We start from the raw sequence: 16,622 nt of genomic DNA, 5'->3' as shown, positions 1-16,622 counted from the left end.
CTAATATTGACGTTGTTTGCATGATAAATGCGCGTTACTGCCCATAAATTTAGCCATGGTAACAAACCGTTTACATTTGGGTGGGGTGTGTAAATTGATGAGGGATATGATAATGCATTGATATAACTTGCTTTCCTTATGGTTGTCGTAAACGTTTGCGATGTTTAAATTTGCTGTAACATAAATTTTACAATCAATAGCTAAAACTGCGTAAAGTCAGATTTCCATTCGTGTATTCCAATTTTCCTCCTCCTGCGCCAAGTTAGAAATATCGAACGAGAACGTATGTTCAAACACAACAATGACATAAGGAGAAAGTCATGGTGGACACCTACAACCCATTAGGCACGGATGGATTCGAATTTGTGGAATACACAGCGGCGGATAGCGAAGGTATTGAACAACTGAAAGCGCTGTTTGTTTCGTTGGGTTTTGCAGAGATCGCAAAACACCGTTCTAAAGAGGCTTGGCTGTACCGACAAGGTGACATCAGCTTTATCGTTAATGCTCAGCCGCACAGTCAGGCAGAAGGCTTCGCTAAAGTTCATGGTCCTTCAGTTTGTGGCATGGCTTTTCGTGTGAAAGACGCGAACGTAGCACTCAAGCAGGCGCTGGATAACGGCGGTGAAGAGTACAAAACGGAAATCGGTCCTATGGAGCTGAGCATCCCAGCAATTTACGGCATTGGTGAAAGCCTTCTGTACTTCGTGGATCGTTACGGCAAGCAGAGCATTTACGATGTCGACTTCCGTTTCTATGACGATGCAGACGAGCGCCTAGCGAAAGCAGATGTTGGTATGTACGAAATCGACCATCTGACTCATAACGTGAAGCAAGGTAACATGGACGTGTGGTCTGGATTCTATGAGCGCATTGGTAACTTCCGCGAGATTCGTTATTTTGACATTGAAGGTAAGCTAACCGGGCTTGTTAGCCGTGCAATGACTGCACCGTGTGGCAAGATTCGCATTCCAATCAATGAGTCTTCTGACGACAAATCCCAGATTGAAGAGTTCATCCGTGAATACAACGGTGAAGGTATTCAGCACATCGCGATGACCACCGATGACATCTACCAAACCGTTCAAACACTGCGTGATCGCGGCATGGACTTTATGCCGACACCAGATACGTACTACGAGAAAGTCGACGAGCGCGTAAAAGGACACGGGGAAGACGTCAGCAAACTGCGCGATCTGCAAGTCCTTATCGATGGCGCGCCAACCAAAGACGGCATCTTGCTGCAAATCTTCACCCAGACCGTTATTGGTCCGGTGTTCTTCGAAATCATTCAACGTAAAGGCAACGAGGGCTTTGGTGAGGGTAACTTCAAAGCCTTGTTTGAATCGATTGAAGAAGACCAAATCCGCCGAGGAGTACTAAGCGATGCATAAATGGATCACATTCCCTCACCGGGAGGGAGTGTGCTCCAAGCAAGCACATGCTGATTTCCCGGAAGAGGCAATTTACGAACGTGAAGCAGGTCGAAGTGGGTTCTTCGGTCCTGCGGCACACTTTCATCATCAACACGCACCGACAGGTTGGTCTGAGTGGGAAGGCGATTTACGTCCGCGAGCTTTCGATTTCAACCTAGTCGAAACGGCGAGTCAGATTTCGCCTTGGGCAGTGCCGCATCTTCTACACAACGCCAACTGTAAGATCCGTGTATGGCGTATGGATGAGAAGATGGACTTCTTGGTGCGTAACGCCGATGGCGATGAGTTGCTGTTCATCCATCACGGTACAGCAGACCTTTATTGCGACTATGGTCACCTCAAAGTGAGCGAAGGTGATTACGTAATGATTCCACGCTCAACCAGTTGGCGATTAGAACCAAGCGAGCCAATGTTTGTTCTGATGATTGAAAACACCGATGCTGCTTATTCTTTGCCAGAAAAAGGCATGGTGGGTAATCATGCTGTATTTGACCCGGCGGTTCTGGAAACGCCGTCAATCAATGACGAATTCCGCGCGCAATACTCAGAAGAGCGAACCCAAGTTCATGTGAAGCGCCATGACAAAGTCAGTGTGATTACTTACCCATTCAACCCGCTTGATGCGATTGGTTGGCACGGTGACTTGGCAGTGGTGAAAGTGAACTGGCGTGATATTCGACCTTTGATGTCGCATCGCTATCACTTGCCGCCTTCTGCCCACACGACATTTGTTGGTGCTGGATTTGTGGTGTGTACGTTTGTGCCACGTCCAATCGAGAGCGACCCTGGCGCACTGAAGGTGCCGTTCTATCATAACAATGACGATTATGACGAAGTCTTGTTCTACCACGCAGGGGATTTCTTCAGCCGTGACAACATAGAAGCAGGTATGGTGACTTTCCATCCGGCAGGCTTTACTCATGGCCCTCATCCGAAAGCGTTCAAAGCAGGGCAGGAATATAAGAAGAAGTTTACCGATGAAGTGGCAGTGATGATTGATACACGCCATGCGCTCGAGTTCTCTGATGAGCTCGATAAGGTTGAAAACAAAGAATACGTCTATAGCTGGCAAGAGAAGTAAGGGGCAAGGATGAAATTAGCAACCAAGAAAAATGGCACTCGCGATGGTCTGTTGATGGTCGTGAGCAAAGACCTGACACAATGTGTTCCGGCAACCGAAATTTTCCATGCGATGCATCTCGCGCCAACCATGCAAGTGGCATTGGATAACTGGGATAAAGTCGCGCCACAACTGGAAGAGCTTTATAACGCGCTAAACAATGGTTCGGTTTCAGGAAGTGAAGAGTTTGAATCCCACTATCTAGAGTCACCATTGCCTCGCGCCTATCAATGGGCGGATGGCAGTGCTTACGTCAATCACGTCGAATTAGTCCGCAAAGCGCGTGGTGCGGAAATGCCAGAAAGCTTTTGGACCGATCCTTTGATGTATCAAGGTGGTTCTGACGCATTTATTGGTCCTTGCGACAACATCGAATTTGCCACCGACGGGTGGGGCATCGACTTCGAAGGTGAAGTTGCCGTGATCACTGGTGACGTGCCGATGGGAGCAAGCATTGCAGAAGCACAAGAATCCATTCGCCTTATCATGCTCGTAAACGATGTATCGTTGCGTGGTTTGATTCCGGCGGAGTTGGCGAAAGGCTTTGGCTTCTTCCAATCAAAACCGTCGTCGGCGTTTTCTCCTGTTGCAGTAACGCCAGATGAGCTGGGTGAAGCATGGTATGAGAACAAAGTGCATCTGCCGCTTGTTTCAACCTACAACAATGCACCATTTGGTTGCCCGAATGCAGGTGTAGATATGACGTTTGATTTCGCTGATTTGATTGTCCATGCCAGCAAAACCCGTCCACTTTCTGCGGGCGCAATCATTGGTTCGGGCACAGTATCGAACAAACAGGGCATGGAGCATGGTACCTCTATCGAAGAGGGGGGCGTAGGCTACTCGTGCATTGCAGAAGTGCGCATGATTGAAACCATTCGTGATGGCAAACCGTCGACGAGCTTTATGTCATTTGGTGACTCCATCAAGCTTGAGATGTTTGACGCAGATGGTAACTCGATCTTTGGTGCGATTGATCAACAAGTCAGCCAATACTTAAAACACTGAGAGTGAGGGGCAAGGGAAGTATGAGCGATAACATCACTCTCTACGGCTATTGGCGTTCTTCGGCGGCATATCGAGTTCGCATTTGTTTGAACTTAAAAGCCTTGAGTTATGAATCTAAACCGGTTCACTTGGTACGTAATGGCGGCGAGCAGCACAGCGCGGAGTACCATGAGTTAAACGCCTCCGAGCTTGTGCCAGTGCTGGTGGATGGTGATATTCAACTCAACCAATCTCTTGCCATCATTCAGTACCTTGATGAGCAATATCCGCAAGTTCGAGTGGTTCCAGAACCATCGCCGCTTCGTTACCAAGCTTTGGCTATGGCTCAGGATATCGCGATGGAGGTCCACCCACTCAATAATTTGCGTGTATTGCAGTACCTAGAAAGGCAGCTGTCGTGTGGTCAAGAGACGAAAGTCGAGTGGATTCATCATTGGGTTAACCAAGGCTTTATGGCATTAGAAGAGAAGCTAAATCAGCATCGACAACAACATGGAAACTGTATCTACAGTGTGACTGACTCTCCCTCTGTTGTTGATATTTGCTTAGTGCCTCAAGTGTACAATGCATTACGTTTTGGGGTGGATATGACACCTTATCCGGTAATTAGCTCGATTGTAGAAGCATGTAATCAACTGCCAGCGTTTATTGATGCCATGCCAGAAAACCAACCCGACGCGAACAGCTAGTACTTTCTCTATATTTTAACGAATAACAAACGGGCTCTTGACGGAGCCCGTTTTTGTTCTTGTTTGATTAACGTAAATCGTGCTCAAAAGCTTTGCGGCTGTTATTATCACTCCGCAAAATTTACCGGTTTTGTTGCTCTGGTTAGAATTTCCATTTAGGCTTTGAGCAACTAGTTGTTTTGGGCGCACTTTATCTATGACCAACATCTTTATCATTGTTGTTCTTCTTGTTGTTTTCTTCTTTATCATTCAAAAGTACGTGATCAAAAACGATGACACGCGAGACTTCCCATACCGTTCGAAAGGCCCACTATTAAAAGGGCAGGAAGGGGCGTTTTTTAATGCCTTGAGAGCAGCGGTTGGTGATCACGCAGTGGTGTTTGCCAAAGTAAACATGGCAACGCTGATCGCACCAAAAGAAGTCAAAAATAAGAAGCAGTTCTTCATTGCCAGTAACCGAATTTCACGCAGCTACTTTGATTACGTTATCTGCGATCCTAGAACGCTTGAACCTCGTGTAATTATTGAGCTTGATAATGGTCAGCAGCTGCATAAAGGCAAAGTCGAGCGCCAAAAACTGCTGATGCACGTGTGTAAATCGGCGAACCTTCCTTTGATTGGTGCATCGGTAAAACACAGTTACCAAGTGGGACGTTTACGTCGTTTATTGGCAGCACACATTGATCTGATTGAGCCGGACAAAGAAATCCGCTTTTGCAAAAAGTGTGGCAGTCCGATGATCATCAGAACCGCAAGCCAAGGCGAGTTTAAAGGTCGACGCTTCTTTACTTGTAGTCGCCAACCAAACTGTACCTACACAGAAAACTACAATGTAGTGTTTGATACCGAAGACGAATAAGCATTTTGTTCCCTAGATAGTGAAATAGAGAGAGGCTTCAACTGGATTAGTTGAAGCCTTTTTTGTTTTACCGTTGAACAAAGAAGAGCACTTCGCAGCATCCATTCTGGTAGCTCCTATACTTTGATAAAGAAAGAAGAATAGGGAAGCGTTATGCGATATGGATGGATTCTTTCAGCACTACTGCTCACGTTCAGTAGCCATGCACAGCAGTCACTCAAACCACTTGAATGCCAATTAACAGATACACCTCAGGATCACTTCTTGTTTTATCGTGAACAGATGGTTTACCACAGTGAGCAGTTTGCGATTTTTCAAAATTTCAAAGGGCGAGTCAGTACTCAAGTGGATCTCAAAACGGGCAAGTTGATACGTACGACGTTTATTGGTGAACCATTTGAGCCTAAATACCAAATTTTGTTTGGTGATTGTCCAAACGTATCGCAAGTTTTGCAAATTTGGATGCTCAGTGAAGTGCCTTACGACAATTAGGTCAAACAACAAAAGTTAAGTAGATCACACTTTTAACACCGTTCAGGTCGAGCCTTGACGATAAAATCATCTGAAAACGGGTGTTGAGTTTAGATTTTCGCCAAACGATCCAAAGTTAGTGAATTTATGCTTGCACCCCCAATGGGATATAGCTAATATCCTTCTCGTTCTTAAGGAATGGGTCCGTAGCTCAGTTGGTTAGAGTACTACCTTGACATGGTAGGGGTCGGCGATTCGAGTTCGCCCGGACCCACCACTCCTTAAAGCCATGCTAAAACCAAAGCATGCCGAACATAAAATTTGGGTCCGTAGCTCAGTTGGTTAGAGTACTACCTTGACATGGTAGGGGTCGGCGATTCGAGTTCGCCCGGACCCACCAAATTTAAAGAAGCGCCCACCTTTTTAGGTGGGCTTTTCTTTACCTGAAATTTGTCAAATCGCGCTAATTTCCCTCTAAGGCACAGCTCTCCGCTATTCGATGTTCAGGTACGTGATTCATCGAGTGTCCTGACGTACGCAACTTTCACATGCCATCCCGCCTTTTATCCAAACAACAAAACGAGCAATAGAACGATTGAACTTAGGATGAGTAGTATTCGCCAAATTGGCTTGGTTTCAGAAACATCTGAACCGTTGTGATGACACATGCCCATAAGAAATCCCCTTTCTCATTACCTGATAAAGAAAGGCTAGGGCTTCACCCAAGGTAAAGGTCAAGCGGAGGTGAACGGTTTACCTCCACAATCGCTCAAGCTTATTTTGCGGTAATTGGAATATTCAATAATAAATCTGGAAATTATCAATTATTTCAATGTTATAAGGGTGGTAAACTGTTATTTCTCAGGTTTGAACGGATACAGTTTTTTAATGTTGATTCGCAACGTGTGGCATTTTTGAGTAGTTTTGAATGATATACCCAAGTAACCTCGAGATGCTTGGGTCAGCGAGAATGACTTGGTTTGTAGACGCGGCGGCGATTTGAAGGCTTAGTGGGTCTAAATCAAGAACCGGCAACAAAGTATACAAACCAAGACAACTCGCCCTCTGGGAGCGTGTCATTGACCCGATTGCTACGTCAAACAACTTGGAAAGAGCGTGCTATTCCGCTTCGTTGTTTTCCTTGCACTCGAATCAATGACAACGCTCTGAATCCAGCATCTTGAAGTCACTTGGGTATATGTTCAATATAGAGATCATTATGAAGTTAATTCCCTATAATAGGTTTCAAATCGATACGTTCTTGTCTGCACCTGAAGTTTTAAAGCGAATACAAGAAAACACATCAGAACGAGCTTTTTTCAAGCCTAGTTCCTCTTCAGCATTTTGTGGAAAGGTAGACGAAACGGGCTTCGATCTTGTGGGAAACATTCGTTACAGAAATTCATTTTTACCTGTCATGAAGGGAAAGGTAGAGGCGAATAAAGATGGTACTCGGGTGAGCGTCTCCATGCGGTTAAACTTGTTTGTGATGGGTTTTATGCTGTTCTGGCTTGCCGTTACCGGAGGTGCCGGTATTTACATTCTTCTGAGTGTTGATACTTTTAGCTTACCTTTGCTCATACCACTCGGTATGTTTTTGTTTGGAATCGCGTTGACTTGTGGTGGTTTTTGGTTTGAAGCACTAAGACAAGAACGTAAGCTGAGACAGATTATTTCTACCTGGCAATAGAGGTTTGAAGCGTATCTCGCAGATAGGCTTGATTGAATGCACTATCAAGCCTAGATATCTCTTATTCTCGGGTTTTCCCGGTGCTATTTTTCAGGGCTTTAGCGAGAAGTTTATTCGACTTCGACTACAAAAACTTTTCCAAATTTTTTGAGTTGTTCGAGTTCCCAAGGTGGCTGTTTAACAAAAACGTTTTTCACTCCAAGTTTCGAATAATCGTTTGGGTTATAGGTCCAACCGGAGTAATCCGAATCGGAAAAACTATCGTAGCGGGGAGATTGACCAAGGGTTGTTATTTCTTGTTTTACTTTGATTTTTTTGAAGAACGAATCTTCTTTTTCCTTAGTTTTGCCAATATACGTTTGCATTTCATGTAAGACTTTTTGAATTTCTTCTTCCCTTTGTCTTTTGGGTAAGTCCTTAAATGAAGCCTCAATATCTGAGGTATCAAACTCCTGACTGCTTAAGCCTCCGTGAAAACCGATAATTGCTTTGTTTGATATATATTTGTTTTTGCCTGCGGTAAATACATAGTTTGCACAAGAGGAAAGGCAATAGTCGTTGACTTCAATATCTATTTTATTTGCAAAAACCCATTCACCTAAGGCCATTCCCAGTTCCACATCACCGCCGTCACTTGAGATCACAAGAGTGGTTGGTTTCACTGCCGCATCAGCATAGATTTCCACAACAGCGTCGTTTGCTTCGGAGGTTAATGTACCGGTGTAGTGAATCGAGTCACCCACAAGTGTAACGTTGGTTGTTTCTGCGCTGTAAACGGGCGCTCCCGGCAGCAATAGAAAAGGGAGAACCATTTTTGTTAACTTAACACACATAAATTTACCTGATTAATGAACCGCATTAATAGACATGTTTATCTGCGTCTGGTTCCTTATGTGTAGGGCTTTTATAAAAATGCTAGCTGTCGAGTTAACAACAAACTTTAGATCATGCTATGTGTGCCACAGCCTTGTGTTAATGCAAATCGATAGTCCGTCGTTGGCGTAAACACCATTGCTAAATCAACCGGAAGAAAGACGACATCTGCTGCTAAAGAGAGCGGGATGTCGATGAAAGTCAAAGGGTAAAAGACATAGTCGACCACCGAGTCGTTTCTAAAAGCGCAAGGTTGGGACGCGACTGCCAGTGTTGTTCCTGAAAACGGCGCTCCATACCCTCCCACAAGGTGAGTATCCAAAGAAGAACAACCCATCATTGAAGTGGTAAGCGTAAGAAGTAATGCAGTTCGTAGTTTCTTAAAGTTATTGTTTTTCATTTTCATTTAAATATTTTATAAACATAAACGTTGAAATTGAATCTATAGCCCAAAAGAATGAATTGCGAGTAGATATTCTTTTTTGTGTTCAATAATATGCGCTACGCAACAAAGTTTAGAGTGTTTAGGTACATAGTGGCGTTTAAGAGAGAGGGAAATGAAAGGTTTCGCTCTTAGATTGTCATCGTTCTCCACAGACCTCCCTAGAAATGTGTAATGTGGCAATTTAATCAACGATTGACGTCGCGATACCACTTACGTTCCAACTTAATTTGGGAATAACTATGTTTACTGATTTTTTCATACAGAAAAATAGAAAAGCGGGAGAAAAACATGTTCCTAACTCGTTCCCTAAACATAAGTTAGTCCTCAACTTAGTAGTCGGCGTCTTTCTGGTGGTGTATGGCGCTTATGGCATCTATTCCGGCGAGTTATATGTGTTTTTAGGAAGGCGTACAGAGGTAACGCTACACGGTGATGCCATATACATCGCTTTTGCTGCCTTTATACTTGGCTGTATCTACTGTTTGGTAGAAATCATCGACCATTTCGATAAGCGAGATAACGAAGAAATCTACATACGCATTAGGGCAGGTTGCCAAGCATTTGGACTGTTGATTTTTGGTTTTGCATTGATACAAAACAGCGTTATGGCAGGCGCTTAGGCAACATTACTCGTTGTAGCAGGATGTTTTTCTATCGGTATTAAATACATAGCAAAGTATTGCGGCGTTATGTAGTAATTAAAAAGGGGATTAGATTGGATAAAGCAGTAAGAGTAGGTGTCGCGGCAGTGATTGTGCGCGAAGGACGAGTGCTACTTGGTGAACGTATTGGCTCACACGGGGCTCATACTTGGGCTACACCCGGAGGACACCTTGAATGGGGTGAATCTATTGAAGATTGTGCTAAGCGCGAAACACTCGAAGAAACCGGCTTAGTTGTTGGGTCTTTTAAGAAGTTGAGCTTCACGAATGATGTTTTCGAGAAAGAGGGTAAGCACTATGTCACTTTGTTTGTTGCTGCTTCATGTGAGGTCGGAGAGCCTCAGGTCGCTGAACCGGAGAAGTGTAAGCAATGGAAATGGTTTGACTTAGACAAGCTTCCGGAACCTCTATTTTTGCCTTTAGAGAATTTGCTAAAAGCACAAACCGAACTAGATGTGCTTTTCCAAGCTAGCGCTGAATAGAGAGCCGTAGCGTTGCCCCTTTGGTAAAAGCTGGTTTAGTTTTGAGCTCTAGACCAGCTTTGATACTAATCCCTAAGTCACCTCAAGGTGCAGGGATATAATGACTAGTGGTTAATTTTATCGCGCTATATCCACTCTTGTTCTTCAACTGATACGGTAATATCGCTTTTCAGCTCACCAGTATGCGCCGTTGTGGATGGCTCAATCATCATGAAGTGAGTGTCTGGCTCAGCGACAGGGCAGTGCTTGACACCTTTCGGTACAACAAACATTTCACCCGGCTTTAGTACCACTTCTTGCTCTGGTAATTTCAGCGTCAGTTCACCCTTAAAGACGATAAATAGTTCATCTTCGTTGTCATGTTTATGCCAAACTAATTCGCCAGAGCCTTTTGCGATTTTAACTAGCTGACCGTTCGACTCAGCTAATATTTTGGGTGTCCACTGCTCTGAAAAAAGCCCAAATTTCTCATTAATGTTGATCTTCTTCATTGATGATAACTCCTTGAATTTTTGGGATTGAAACGCTTTTTATCTCCTTCGACGTTATGTCGCTACTGACCGTATGTAAAGAGAAACATTGTTCACACGTAATAGATGACCGTTAAGGTTGATATTTGAAGCGATACAGGGTGTAAGGCGCCTTTGCATTACCGAGACCTTGACTGAATGCTGGGTGCTGATGAAGCTGGTCTTGGGTGACATAAATGTAATCGCCGCTGACTGCCATACTGTCCGGCCAAGATAGCTTTTTGTCTTGAATAAGTGTCTGATATTTGCCTTTGGTTACCAAACCAACACCACTATGTTCGAGATCGGTCGCTAAAATGCCACCCCCTGGCGCATACGCAATGCCATCGCTGGGTCTTTTTGGTCCATATACTTCGATTTTATTCTGCAGCTTACTATCTGTGTTTTTTGCATTTTCTAGGGCTGAAGTCGGAACTCGATAGATTTTTGTGCCAGTAAATGCGCCAAAGTAGAGCCATTCGTTATTGTCATCAATAGCGATTGGGTTTAACCCAAAACGTAAGTGGTTCGTGGCACCTTGTTCTGTTTTCGATGCCAATAGAGAAGCTTCGATGACTATATCTCTGTCTTCTGGCATAAGTTGGTGGGCATTTTCTAATACACGTGTCGACTGACCCGTTTTTAAATCTACCACGACAATAGCGGGTTTCGTTGCACCAATGAAGTTGCCAAAGGTCATGTCAGCGATGTAGATCTTCGCGTGCTTTTCATCGATGGCAAAATCTTGCAGGAACGAGTTGTCTCTTAGCGCAGATGAGTTAATTGTAATTTGGTTGCTCAACTTATTTTTAGACGTGTCCCACGAGACCAATTGTGCTGGTGAGGTTTCGCTGCCCATATCGAGCATCCAGACCGTACCTTTGCTGTCGGAGTGAACGCCAATAACCGCACTTAAGCCTACATCGCCGACCTCTGGTCCGTCTGACCAGTCCATGGTTGGGAAGGGTCTTTTAGTACCATTCGCCATCACTTCGACGACTCGATATTTGGGATTGTCCAAAGGGTGCATGCTTACGATCAAGCGACCTTCGGGTGTTACGGTGACACCTGCGCCGCGGTAGTCGTTAAATTGTGTCACGGCTTCTAGAGAACCGATTTCCGCAGCGTAAGTTAAATGGGATGCCACCGCTGAAATTGCGGCAGCAGCAGTGAAGAGGCTGGTAGTTAAAAGATGCTTTTTCATTTTATTTCCATTTTGAAATGAACAGTTTGATGTATGGATTTTGGCGACTCGAATGAGATGTTGAGCGTCTCATTCAGTGCGTATTGAAATCCTAGCCTCGGAATAGTCCATTAAAAACAGTTCTGTATTTGATTTATTTTCTAATAATTTTTGATAATCCGTGAGCTCAAAGTTCAAAGTTCAAAGCTCAAAGCTCCAACGTGACTATTTTATTGAATCTAATTAGCAAGAGATAAGTTGTGGTGATGAAGTGATGTAAAGCGTCTGATTTTGTGAATAATTATTATCTTTTGAAGAGAGATATTGTAGTGAATAGTGGTTGTTAATAAAAAGTTTCACAGCAAACAAGCAGGCACAACCATGTTCATTAATAACAATACTAAAATTACACTTCTTATCAGTACCAGTATCATCGGCTATGCCGTTACTCAACCTGCGTTCGCCGCGAACGTGCCAGACGGAGTAAAGCTGGCTAAAAAGCAGGAGTTTGTTCGAGGTAATGGCACCGAAGTCGCGACCATTGATCCACAAAAGTCCGAGGGCGTTCCAGAATCTAATGTGATTCGCGATTTACTGGAAGGCTTAGTAACGCAAGATGCCGATGGTAAAACCATCCCTGGCGTCGCGGAGTCTTGGGAAACAACGGACAATCGCACCTTCGTTTTTCATTTACGACACAACGCAGAATGGTCTAATGGTGACCCGGTTACGGCGCAAGATTTTGTTTATAGCTTCCGTCGAGTCGTAGACCCAAAAACTGCGTCACCTTACGCTTGGTATCTTTCTTCGACCAAAATGAAAAACGCGCAAGACATCATAGAAGGCAAGAAAGACATCAGTCAGTTAGGTGTCCAAGCGCTTGATGACTATACCCTTAAGGTCGAGCTCGATGCTGAAGTACCATACTTTGTTAAGATGCTCGCTCATACCACCATGATGCCAGTCCATAAAGCAACGGTAGAGAAGTGGGGAGATAAGTGGACCAAGCCAGAACACTTTGTGGGGAATGGTGCATATGTGCCAGACCGATGGGTGGTCAACGAGCGTCTCGTGCTTAAGCGAAATCCAAAGTATTGGGATGATGTACACACCGTCATTAACAAAGTGACTTATCTGCCTATTGAAGATCAGGTGTCAGAAATGAACCGCTTCTTGTCAGGTGAGATTCAAATGACTAACGAAGTGCCAAACGAACACTTCCGTCGACTTCAAAAAGAGTACCCTGAGGACTTGTCGATAAAAGGCAATCTATGTAGCTACTACTATCAGTTCAATACTCAACGTGCACCGTTTGATGATGTTCGAGTACGTAAAGCGCTGTCTTATGCGATTGACCGAGACATTATTACCAAAGCCATCCTCGGGCAGGGACAAAAGCCTGCGTACTTCCTGACGCCAGAAATCACGGCCGGATTTTCCCCTCAGTTGCCTGAATACGGCAAACTCACTCAAAAGCAGCGTAATGAAAAAGCAAAAGCACTGCTTAAAGAGGCGGGCTATGACAAACAACATCCTCTAGATATTAATCTGCTGTACAACACATCAGAAAACCACAAGAAACTCGCCGTTGCCATTTCATCAATGTGGAAGAAAACATTGGGCGTGACAGTTCACTTAGAAAACCAAGAGTGGAAATCTTATTTAGCCAGTCGTGATGAAGGGAACTTTGATGTTACGCGCGCCGCGTGGTGTGGGGATTACAACGAAGCATCAACCTTCCTGACTTTGATGATCGGATCTAACGTTAATGGTGGAGTTCACTATAAGAGCAAAGCGTACGATGACATCATAGAAAAAGCGTTGAACTCGACCTCAGAAGAAGAGCGAACCAAGCTTTACTACGCGGCAGAAACTCAGATGGCGAAAGACATGCCATTAGCGCCTATCTATCAGTACGTGACGACTCGTTTAGTTTCTCCACTTCTCGGTGGTTATCCGAAAGGCAACGCTGAGGATAAGATCTACACCAAAGATCTGTACATCAAAGCGAAATAAGCTTATTGCTAGATAAGAGTTTGAGTTTCGTGAGATTTGCGAAACTCAAACTCTCTTTTTTGGACGGGGGAAATCGGCAAGGGTGGCTAAGCTGAGAAAACCAGCTTAAGCGCGAACTCGACGAAGCATGCTATCTAGAGATAACGCCCCTTGATTGTGCAGGAACAAGAATGGGTACAATGCCATTGCCCAGAAGAAAGGAAATTCCCATCCGCCGCCCGGCAGTGCCCACGTATATCCTGTGAAGAAGTGACCCGAGAAGAGCTCCGCTGCAATTAAATACGCAATTGCCCACAAAACGCCGATGCGTGTAAACAATCCCCAGCCAATCAATAGCGCCACGGAAATTTCCGTTATACCACCTACGTAGATCATTAAGTCAGTGAACCAAGGACCGACCGCATCAAAGCCAGCAACCTGCCCAAAGTAACCTCGCATTCCATTGTGTATCTGGGTTCCTGCAAACAACTTTTCCGTTCCGTGGGTTAAGAAGTTCAATCCGAGAAATAGGCGTATACAGGTAAGGGCAAATTCGTTTGGGCTCTCTTTGTATATCGCTTTCGCAATGCCGATGAACTGAACAAGCAACGGGATCAACGATAAGGCGGTTAACCACCCAACCAATGAAATGTCATTTTGATCACCGATACGAATGATGACTATGGTTGGAGCAATGGTCATCAAAAATGACAGTCTGTTTCGATTTCTCAGGGCGAAAACAAGGATAGGTGTCAATACGCCAAAGAATAGAAGGGATGTGGTTAGCCACATATCATTGTAGGTATTGAGTTTAAATACGATCGCTGCCAGTGACGCTAAAGACGTTATTTGTAACCCGACCCACGTGTTGTTTTTATTGTTCATTGATAGTTTCTCCATCTCGTGACCAGTAAGAGCAGTCATCCTGTCCTCATCAGGTTTATGAATTTGTAGTGAGTGTCTGAACAATAAAATACGCCTTATTAACTCTCTGATAATTAGGGAATAAGTGAAATCATTCTTTGGCTGAGATGAACAATACACAGACAAAGCGAGTGACAGCTGCAAGACAGCGAGTAATTAAGGTGGAAGAGAGGAGAGGCAGAACGTGAAGCCGATGTTAATAAGTATCCTTCAATTCAACACGTTGTCGACTATTGATAAAAACTGACTTTTATTACTTAATTTCGGTAAACAGGGAATCAATGACAATGCTCTGAACCCTGCATCTTGAAGTCACTTGAGAATATGTCATTCATATATTCAATTAGATTCTGTGCTTAACTATATTTATGTCTTATGTGTCAATGGGGTAAATATATTTCCCTGCAATTAATGTTTGAACCTGATCGCATAACTATCTGATATCTATTATCTTGTGAGATCAAACTGTGCTTTTATGAATCAATTGGAGAAGATATAACGAATTTTCTTCTCGTGTCTTTATTTCCTCATGAAAAGACTAAGCAAAAAAGATGTAAAGTGTCTCTTTTTGCTGTTTTTCTGTGGCTTAATCGAAATATAAAACGAGAACAGTTTATGAAGCGTCAGCATATTCTTGTTGGTTTGTCAGTAATATTGTCAGGCTGTGCATCACAACAATTGATGGTTCCAACCGCGAGTAAAGTCATCATTGTTGGTGATACTTTGGTTTATGATGGTGTCATTTCTGGCGGTGATGTTTTAAAAGCAATTCGGTTAGTAAAATCTAGCGATAAGAAGATTAAAAAGCTCAGAATTACCAGTCCTGGAGGCGAGATTGATACCGGTATCGAGTTTGGGTACTTTGTAAAAGAAAATAATCTTGATGTGGAAGTCAGCCGTCTATGTTTTTCAGCATGCGCAAACTATGTCTTAACGGCTGCCAATAGTATTACCATTAAAAAGGACGCCTTGATAGGGTGGCACGGTGGTGCGTTACAATCTGATGAACTGTGGAAACAAACCATTCCAAACGGTTATTGGAATCAATATGAAGGTTACCTCAACCATCTGAGGGTCAAAGAAAAGGCGTACTTTAATTACATCAATGTCGACCCATATATCACGGTTTATGGTCAGATAAGAGACAGAAGTTGCCAAAAAAACAAGCTCACAGAAGGTTGGTACTACTCACTTAACGACCTTAAACAAATGGGAGTGAAAAACGTTGATCTACAAGGCGCAAAGCTAATGAACAGTGTGGAGTACGAAAACTCAGACATCACGTCTTGTTTGATGCCGGACGTTTACATTAACAAAAATGGCTCCTAGCTCTAGCTCTAGCTCTAGCTCCTAGCCGTTAGTCCTTTCGATACCACGTCTCTTAAATCAATATTCATCTAAACATCATCAAGATGAAGGCTTGCCACGGTAAGCCTTCATTTTTGTTGTTGCTAGGATAACGACTAGCCTTCGTATCAGTCAGAAATATAGTGCTTTTTGTATAATCGCTTTGAAGTGCCAGAGAACTTTATGTGCTCTGTTTTTCTTGTTGCATAATCAAGAATAATATTGGGATGCACACTTACGTGAAAATATTCGGGAATATTGATCGCTCGATAATAAATGTCATCCCGATATTTATTTTCTTCTATCAAACCACAATCGATTAGCTTGTTGAGCATGCTAAATGCAGAGAATATATCGATCCTCGTTAGTAATGATATTTCCTTTGCTGTTTTTCCTTGCTCGGGGAAATCAAGCATCCGACACATAATAAGGTCTTGCAGCATTCTTGTTGCAATCGCATTAAGCTCTTCTTTACTTAGTTTTTCCATGGCTATCAGGCACCTTTTGATGAAAAGTTGAACTTGATGTTTTTATGGAAACATATTGTTACATTTGTGTCAATAAGCCATTCTCTATGTTTTATTTACCATAGATATAACACTGATTGGATTTTGCTTTATTTATTTTTATTGAACTAAATTTCACTTGCTATTATTTGAATCTTAGATTTTGCATATCGACAAAATCATTGTTGATATTATTGTTTTTAGTGATCTTTTTTGAAATCAACATTTGAATACGCTTTGTTTTTAATGGGTGTTCTATACCCAAGTAACCTCGAGATGCTAGGTTCAGCGAAAATGACTTGGTTTGTAGACGCGCGGCGATTTAAAGATCTAGTCATTCTAAATCAAGAATCGGCAACAAAGTATACAAGCCAAGGCCCTTATATTTGCAAAGAGTGCCCTTTGGGAGCGTAAAGAGAATAA

General features: G+C 43.4%; 17 protein-coding genes and 2 tRNA genes. 13 read left to right on the top strand and 6 right to left on the bottom strand.

Translation table 11 applies throughout. The annotated features are described in order from the left end of the window. Positions 1-320 precede the first annotated feature (320 nt). From hppD to OH463_RS19660, 9 genes are all read left to right on the top strand, one after another. Positions 321-1,394, top strand: a complete 1,074-nt coding sequence (hppD, locus tag OH463_RS19700; protein ID WP_005445472.1) for a 4-hydroxyphenylpyruvate dioxygenase — start codon at positions 321-323, stop codon at positions 1,392-1,394. After that, entirely contained in the window at positions 1,387-2,517 is a 1,131-nt protein-coding gene (locus OH463_RS19695) for a homogentisate 1,2-dioxygenase (RefSeq protein ID WP_033008437.1), read from the top strand. The genes hppD and OH463_RS19695 overlap by 8 nt, the downstream gene beginning before the upstream one ends. A 9-nt stretch (positions 2,518-2,526) precedes the next feature. Then, positions 2,527-3,564 carry a fumarylacetoacetate hydrolase family protein gene (locus tag OH463_RS19690; RefSeq protein ID WP_009697428.1) on the top strand — a complete coding sequence of 346 codons (1,038 nt, stop codon included), beginning with the start codon at positions 2,527-2,529 and terminating at the stop codon, positions 3,562-3,564. Between the two features lie 20 nt (positions 3,565-3,584). Then, positions 3,585-4,253 carry a maleylacetoacetate isomerase gene (gene maiA / locus OH463_RS19685; RefSeq protein ID WP_009697429.1) on the top strand — a complete coding sequence of 223 codons (669 nt, stop codon included), beginning with the start codon at positions 3,585-3,587 and terminating at the stop codon, positions 4,251-4,253. Positions 4,254-4,449: 196 nt separating this feature from the next. Next, positions 4,450-5,112, top strand: a complete 663-nt coding sequence (locus OH463_RS19680; RefSeq protein WP_009701558.1) for a DUF2726 domain-containing protein — start codon at positions 4,450-4,452, stop codon at positions 5,110-5,112. Between the two features lie 153 nt (positions 5,113-5,265). After that, positions 5,266-5,604, top strand: coding sequence for a hypothetical protein (locus OH463_RS19675; RefSeq protein WP_009697431.1), 339 nt, complete (start codon positions 5,266-5,268; stop codon positions 5,602-5,604). 179 nt (positions 5,605-5,783) lie between these two features. Beyond that, positions 5,784-5,860 (top strand) — tRNA-Val (locus OH463_RS19670). 46 nt (positions 5,861-5,906) lie between these two features. After that, positions 5,907-5,983, top strand: a tRNA-Val gene (locus OH463_RS19665). An 819-nt stretch (positions 5,984-6,802) separates the two neighbouring features. Then, positions 6,803-7,273: a hypothetical protein gene (locus OH463_RS19660; protein ID WP_029791034.1), complete on the top strand. Its 471-nt coding sequence runs from the start codon at positions 6,803-6,805 to the stop codon at positions 7,271-7,273. A 110-nt stretch (positions 7,274-7,383) separates the two neighbouring features. On the opposite strand, the gene OH463_RS19655 is transcribed toward OH463_RS19660, so the two are convergent. Next, a complete protein-coding gene (locus OH463_RS19655; protein WP_104026131.1) occupies positions 7,384-8,106 on the bottom strand; it encodes a peptidase in 723 nt (240 codons plus the stop codon). Positions 8,107-8,213: 107 nt separating this feature from the next. Beyond that, complete coding sequence (locus OH463_RS19650) at positions 8,214-8,552, bottom strand: YceK/YidQ family lipoprotein (protein ID WP_017190267.1); 339 nt, start codon at positions 8,550-8,552, stop codon at positions 8,214-8,216. Between the two features lie 278 nt (positions 8,553-8,830). Between OH463_RS19650 and OH463_RS19645 the strand changes: the two genes are divergently transcribed. Both OH463_RS19645 and OH463_RS19640 read left to right on the top strand, forming a co-directional pair. Further along, complete coding sequence (locus OH463_RS19645; protein WP_017190266.1) at positions 8,831-9,211, top strand: hypothetical protein; 381 nt, start codon at positions 8,831-8,833, stop codon at positions 9,209-9,211. Between the two features lie 95 nt (positions 9,212-9,306). Then, positions 9,307-9,735, top strand: a complete 429-nt coding sequence (locus OH463_RS19640; protein WP_005445461.1) for a nucleotide triphosphate diphosphatase NUDT15 — start codon at positions 9,307-9,309, stop codon at positions 9,733-9,735. A 125-nt stretch (positions 9,736-9,860) separates the two neighbouring features. On the opposite strand, the gene OH463_RS19635 is transcribed toward OH463_RS19640, so the two are convergent. Together OH463_RS19635 and OH463_RS19630 are read right to left on the bottom strand one after the other, a co-directional pair. Beyond that, complete coding sequence (locus tag OH463_RS19635; protein ID WP_269992236.1) at positions 9,861-10,226, bottom strand: cupin domain-containing protein; 366 nt, start codon at positions 10,224-10,226, stop codon at positions 9,861-9,863. Between the two features lie 112 nt (positions 10,227-10,338). Next, a complete protein-coding gene (locus tag OH463_RS19630; protein WP_269992234.1) occupies positions 10,339-11,448 on the bottom strand; it encodes an L-dopachrome tautomerase-related protein in 1,110 nt (369 codons plus the stop codon). A 360-nt stretch (positions 11,449-11,808) separates the two neighbouring features. Here OH463_RS19630 and OH463_RS19625 point away from each other — a divergent pair, with 360 nt between their 5' ends. After that, positions 11,809-13,443 (top strand): ABC transporter substrate-binding protein, encoded by a 1,635-nt coding sequence (locus OH463_RS19625; protein WP_009697438.1) that lies wholly within the window; start codon positions 11,809-11,811, stop codon positions 13,441-13,443. A gap of 105 nt (positions 13,444-13,548) precedes the next feature. Here OH463_RS19625 and OH463_RS19620 read toward each other — a convergent pair whose 3' ends face one another. Continuing rightward, the gene (locus tag OH463_RS19620) at positions 13,549-14,346 is read right to left on the bottom strand and encodes a DoxX family protein (RefSeq protein WP_269992231.1); all 798 of its coding nucleotides are present in this window, start codon (positions 14,344-14,346) and stop codon (positions 13,549-13,551) included. A 615-nt stretch (positions 14,347-14,961) separates the two neighbouring features. Here OH463_RS19620 and OH463_RS19615 point away from each other — a divergent pair. After that, entirely contained in the window at positions 14,962-15,675 is a 714-nt protein-coding gene (locus OH463_RS19615) for a hypothetical protein (protein ID WP_269992229.1), read from the top strand. Positions 15,676-15,821: 146 nt separating this feature from the next. Here the strand turns inward: OH463_RS19615 and OH463_RS19610 are convergent, their stop codons facing one another. Next, positions 15,822-16,181, bottom strand: coding sequence for a hypothetical protein (locus tag OH463_RS19610; RefSeq protein ID WP_049535930.1), 360 nt, complete (start codon positions 16,179-16,181; stop codon positions 15,822-15,824). Between the last annotated feature and the right edge of the window lie 441 nt (positions 16,182-16,622).

The sequence above is a fragment of the Vibrio sp. NFR genome (assembly GCF_027587095.1).
Classification (GTDB): domain Bacteria; phylum Pseudomonadota; class Gammaproteobacteria; order Enterobacterales; family Vibrionaceae; genus Vibrio; species Vibrio harveyi.
This window is presented reverse-complemented; position numbering and strand designations above follow the sequence as displayed.

What these genes read in the sequence shown, in the direction of transcription:
- hppD (WP_005445472.1), top strand. Translation starts at nt 321, where the DNA reads ATGGTGGACACCTACAACCCATTAGGCACGGATGGATTCGAATTTGTG.
- OH463_RS19695 (WP_033008437.1), top strand. Translation starts at nt 1,387, where the DNA reads ATGCATAAATGGATCACATTCCCTCACCGGGAGGGAGTGTGCTCCAAG.
- OH463_RS19690 (WP_009697428.1), top strand. Translation starts at nt 2,527, where the DNA reads ATGAAATTAGCAACCAAGAAAAATGGCACTCGCGATGGTCTGTTGATG.
- maiA (WP_009697429.1), top strand. Translation starts at nt 3,585, where the DNA reads ATGAGCGATAACATCACTCTCTACGGCTATTGGCGTTCTTCGGCGGCA.
- OH463_RS19680 (WP_009701558.1), top strand. Translation starts at nt 4,450, where the DNA reads ATGACCAACATCTTTATCATTGTTGTTCTTCTTGTTGTTTTCTTCTTT.
- OH463_RS19675 (WP_009697431.1), top strand. Translation starts at nt 5,266, where the DNA reads ATGCGATATGGATGGATTCTTTCAGCACTACTGCTCACGTTCAGTAGC.
- OH463_RS19660 (WP_029791034.1), top strand. Translation starts at nt 6,803, where the DNA reads ATGAAGTTAATTCCCTATAATAGGTTTCAAATCGATACGTTCTTGTCT.
- OH463_RS19655 (WP_104026131.1), bottom strand. Translation starts at nt 8,106, where the DNA reads ATGTGTGTTAAGTTAACAAAAATGGTTCTCCCTTTTCTATTGCTGCCG.
- OH463_RS19650 (WP_017190267.1), bottom strand. Translation starts at nt 8,552, where the DNA reads ATGAAAATGAAAAACAATAACTTTAAGAAACTACGAACTGCATTACTT.
- OH463_RS19645 (WP_017190266.1), top strand. Translation starts at nt 8,831, where the DNA reads ATGTTTACTGATTTTTTCATACAGAAAAATAGAAAAGCGGGAGAAAAA.
- OH463_RS19635 (WP_269992236.1), bottom strand. Translation starts at nt 10,226, where the DNA reads ATGAAGAAGATCAACATTAATGAGAAATTTGGGCTTTTTTCAGAGCAG.
- OH463_RS19630 (WP_269992234.1), bottom strand. Translation starts at nt 11,448, where the DNA reads ATGAAAAAGCATCTTTTAACTACCAGCCTCTTCACTGCTGCTGCCGCA.
- OH463_RS19625 (WP_009697438.1), top strand. Translation starts at nt 11,809, where the DNA reads ATGTTCATTAATAACAATACTAAAATTACACTTCTTATCAGTACCAGT.
- OH463_RS19620 (WP_269992231.1), bottom strand. Translation starts at nt 14,346, where the DNA reads ATGACTGCTCTTACTGGTCACGAGATGGAGAAACTATCAATGAACAAT.
- OH463_RS19615 (WP_269992229.1), top strand. Translation starts at nt 14,962, where the DNA reads ATGAAGCGTCAGCATATTCTTGTTGGTTTGTCAGTAATATTGTCAGGC.
- OH463_RS19610 (WP_049535930.1), bottom strand. Translation starts at nt 16,181, where the DNA reads ATGGAAAAACTAAGTAAAGAAGAGCTTAATGCGATTGCAACAAGAATG.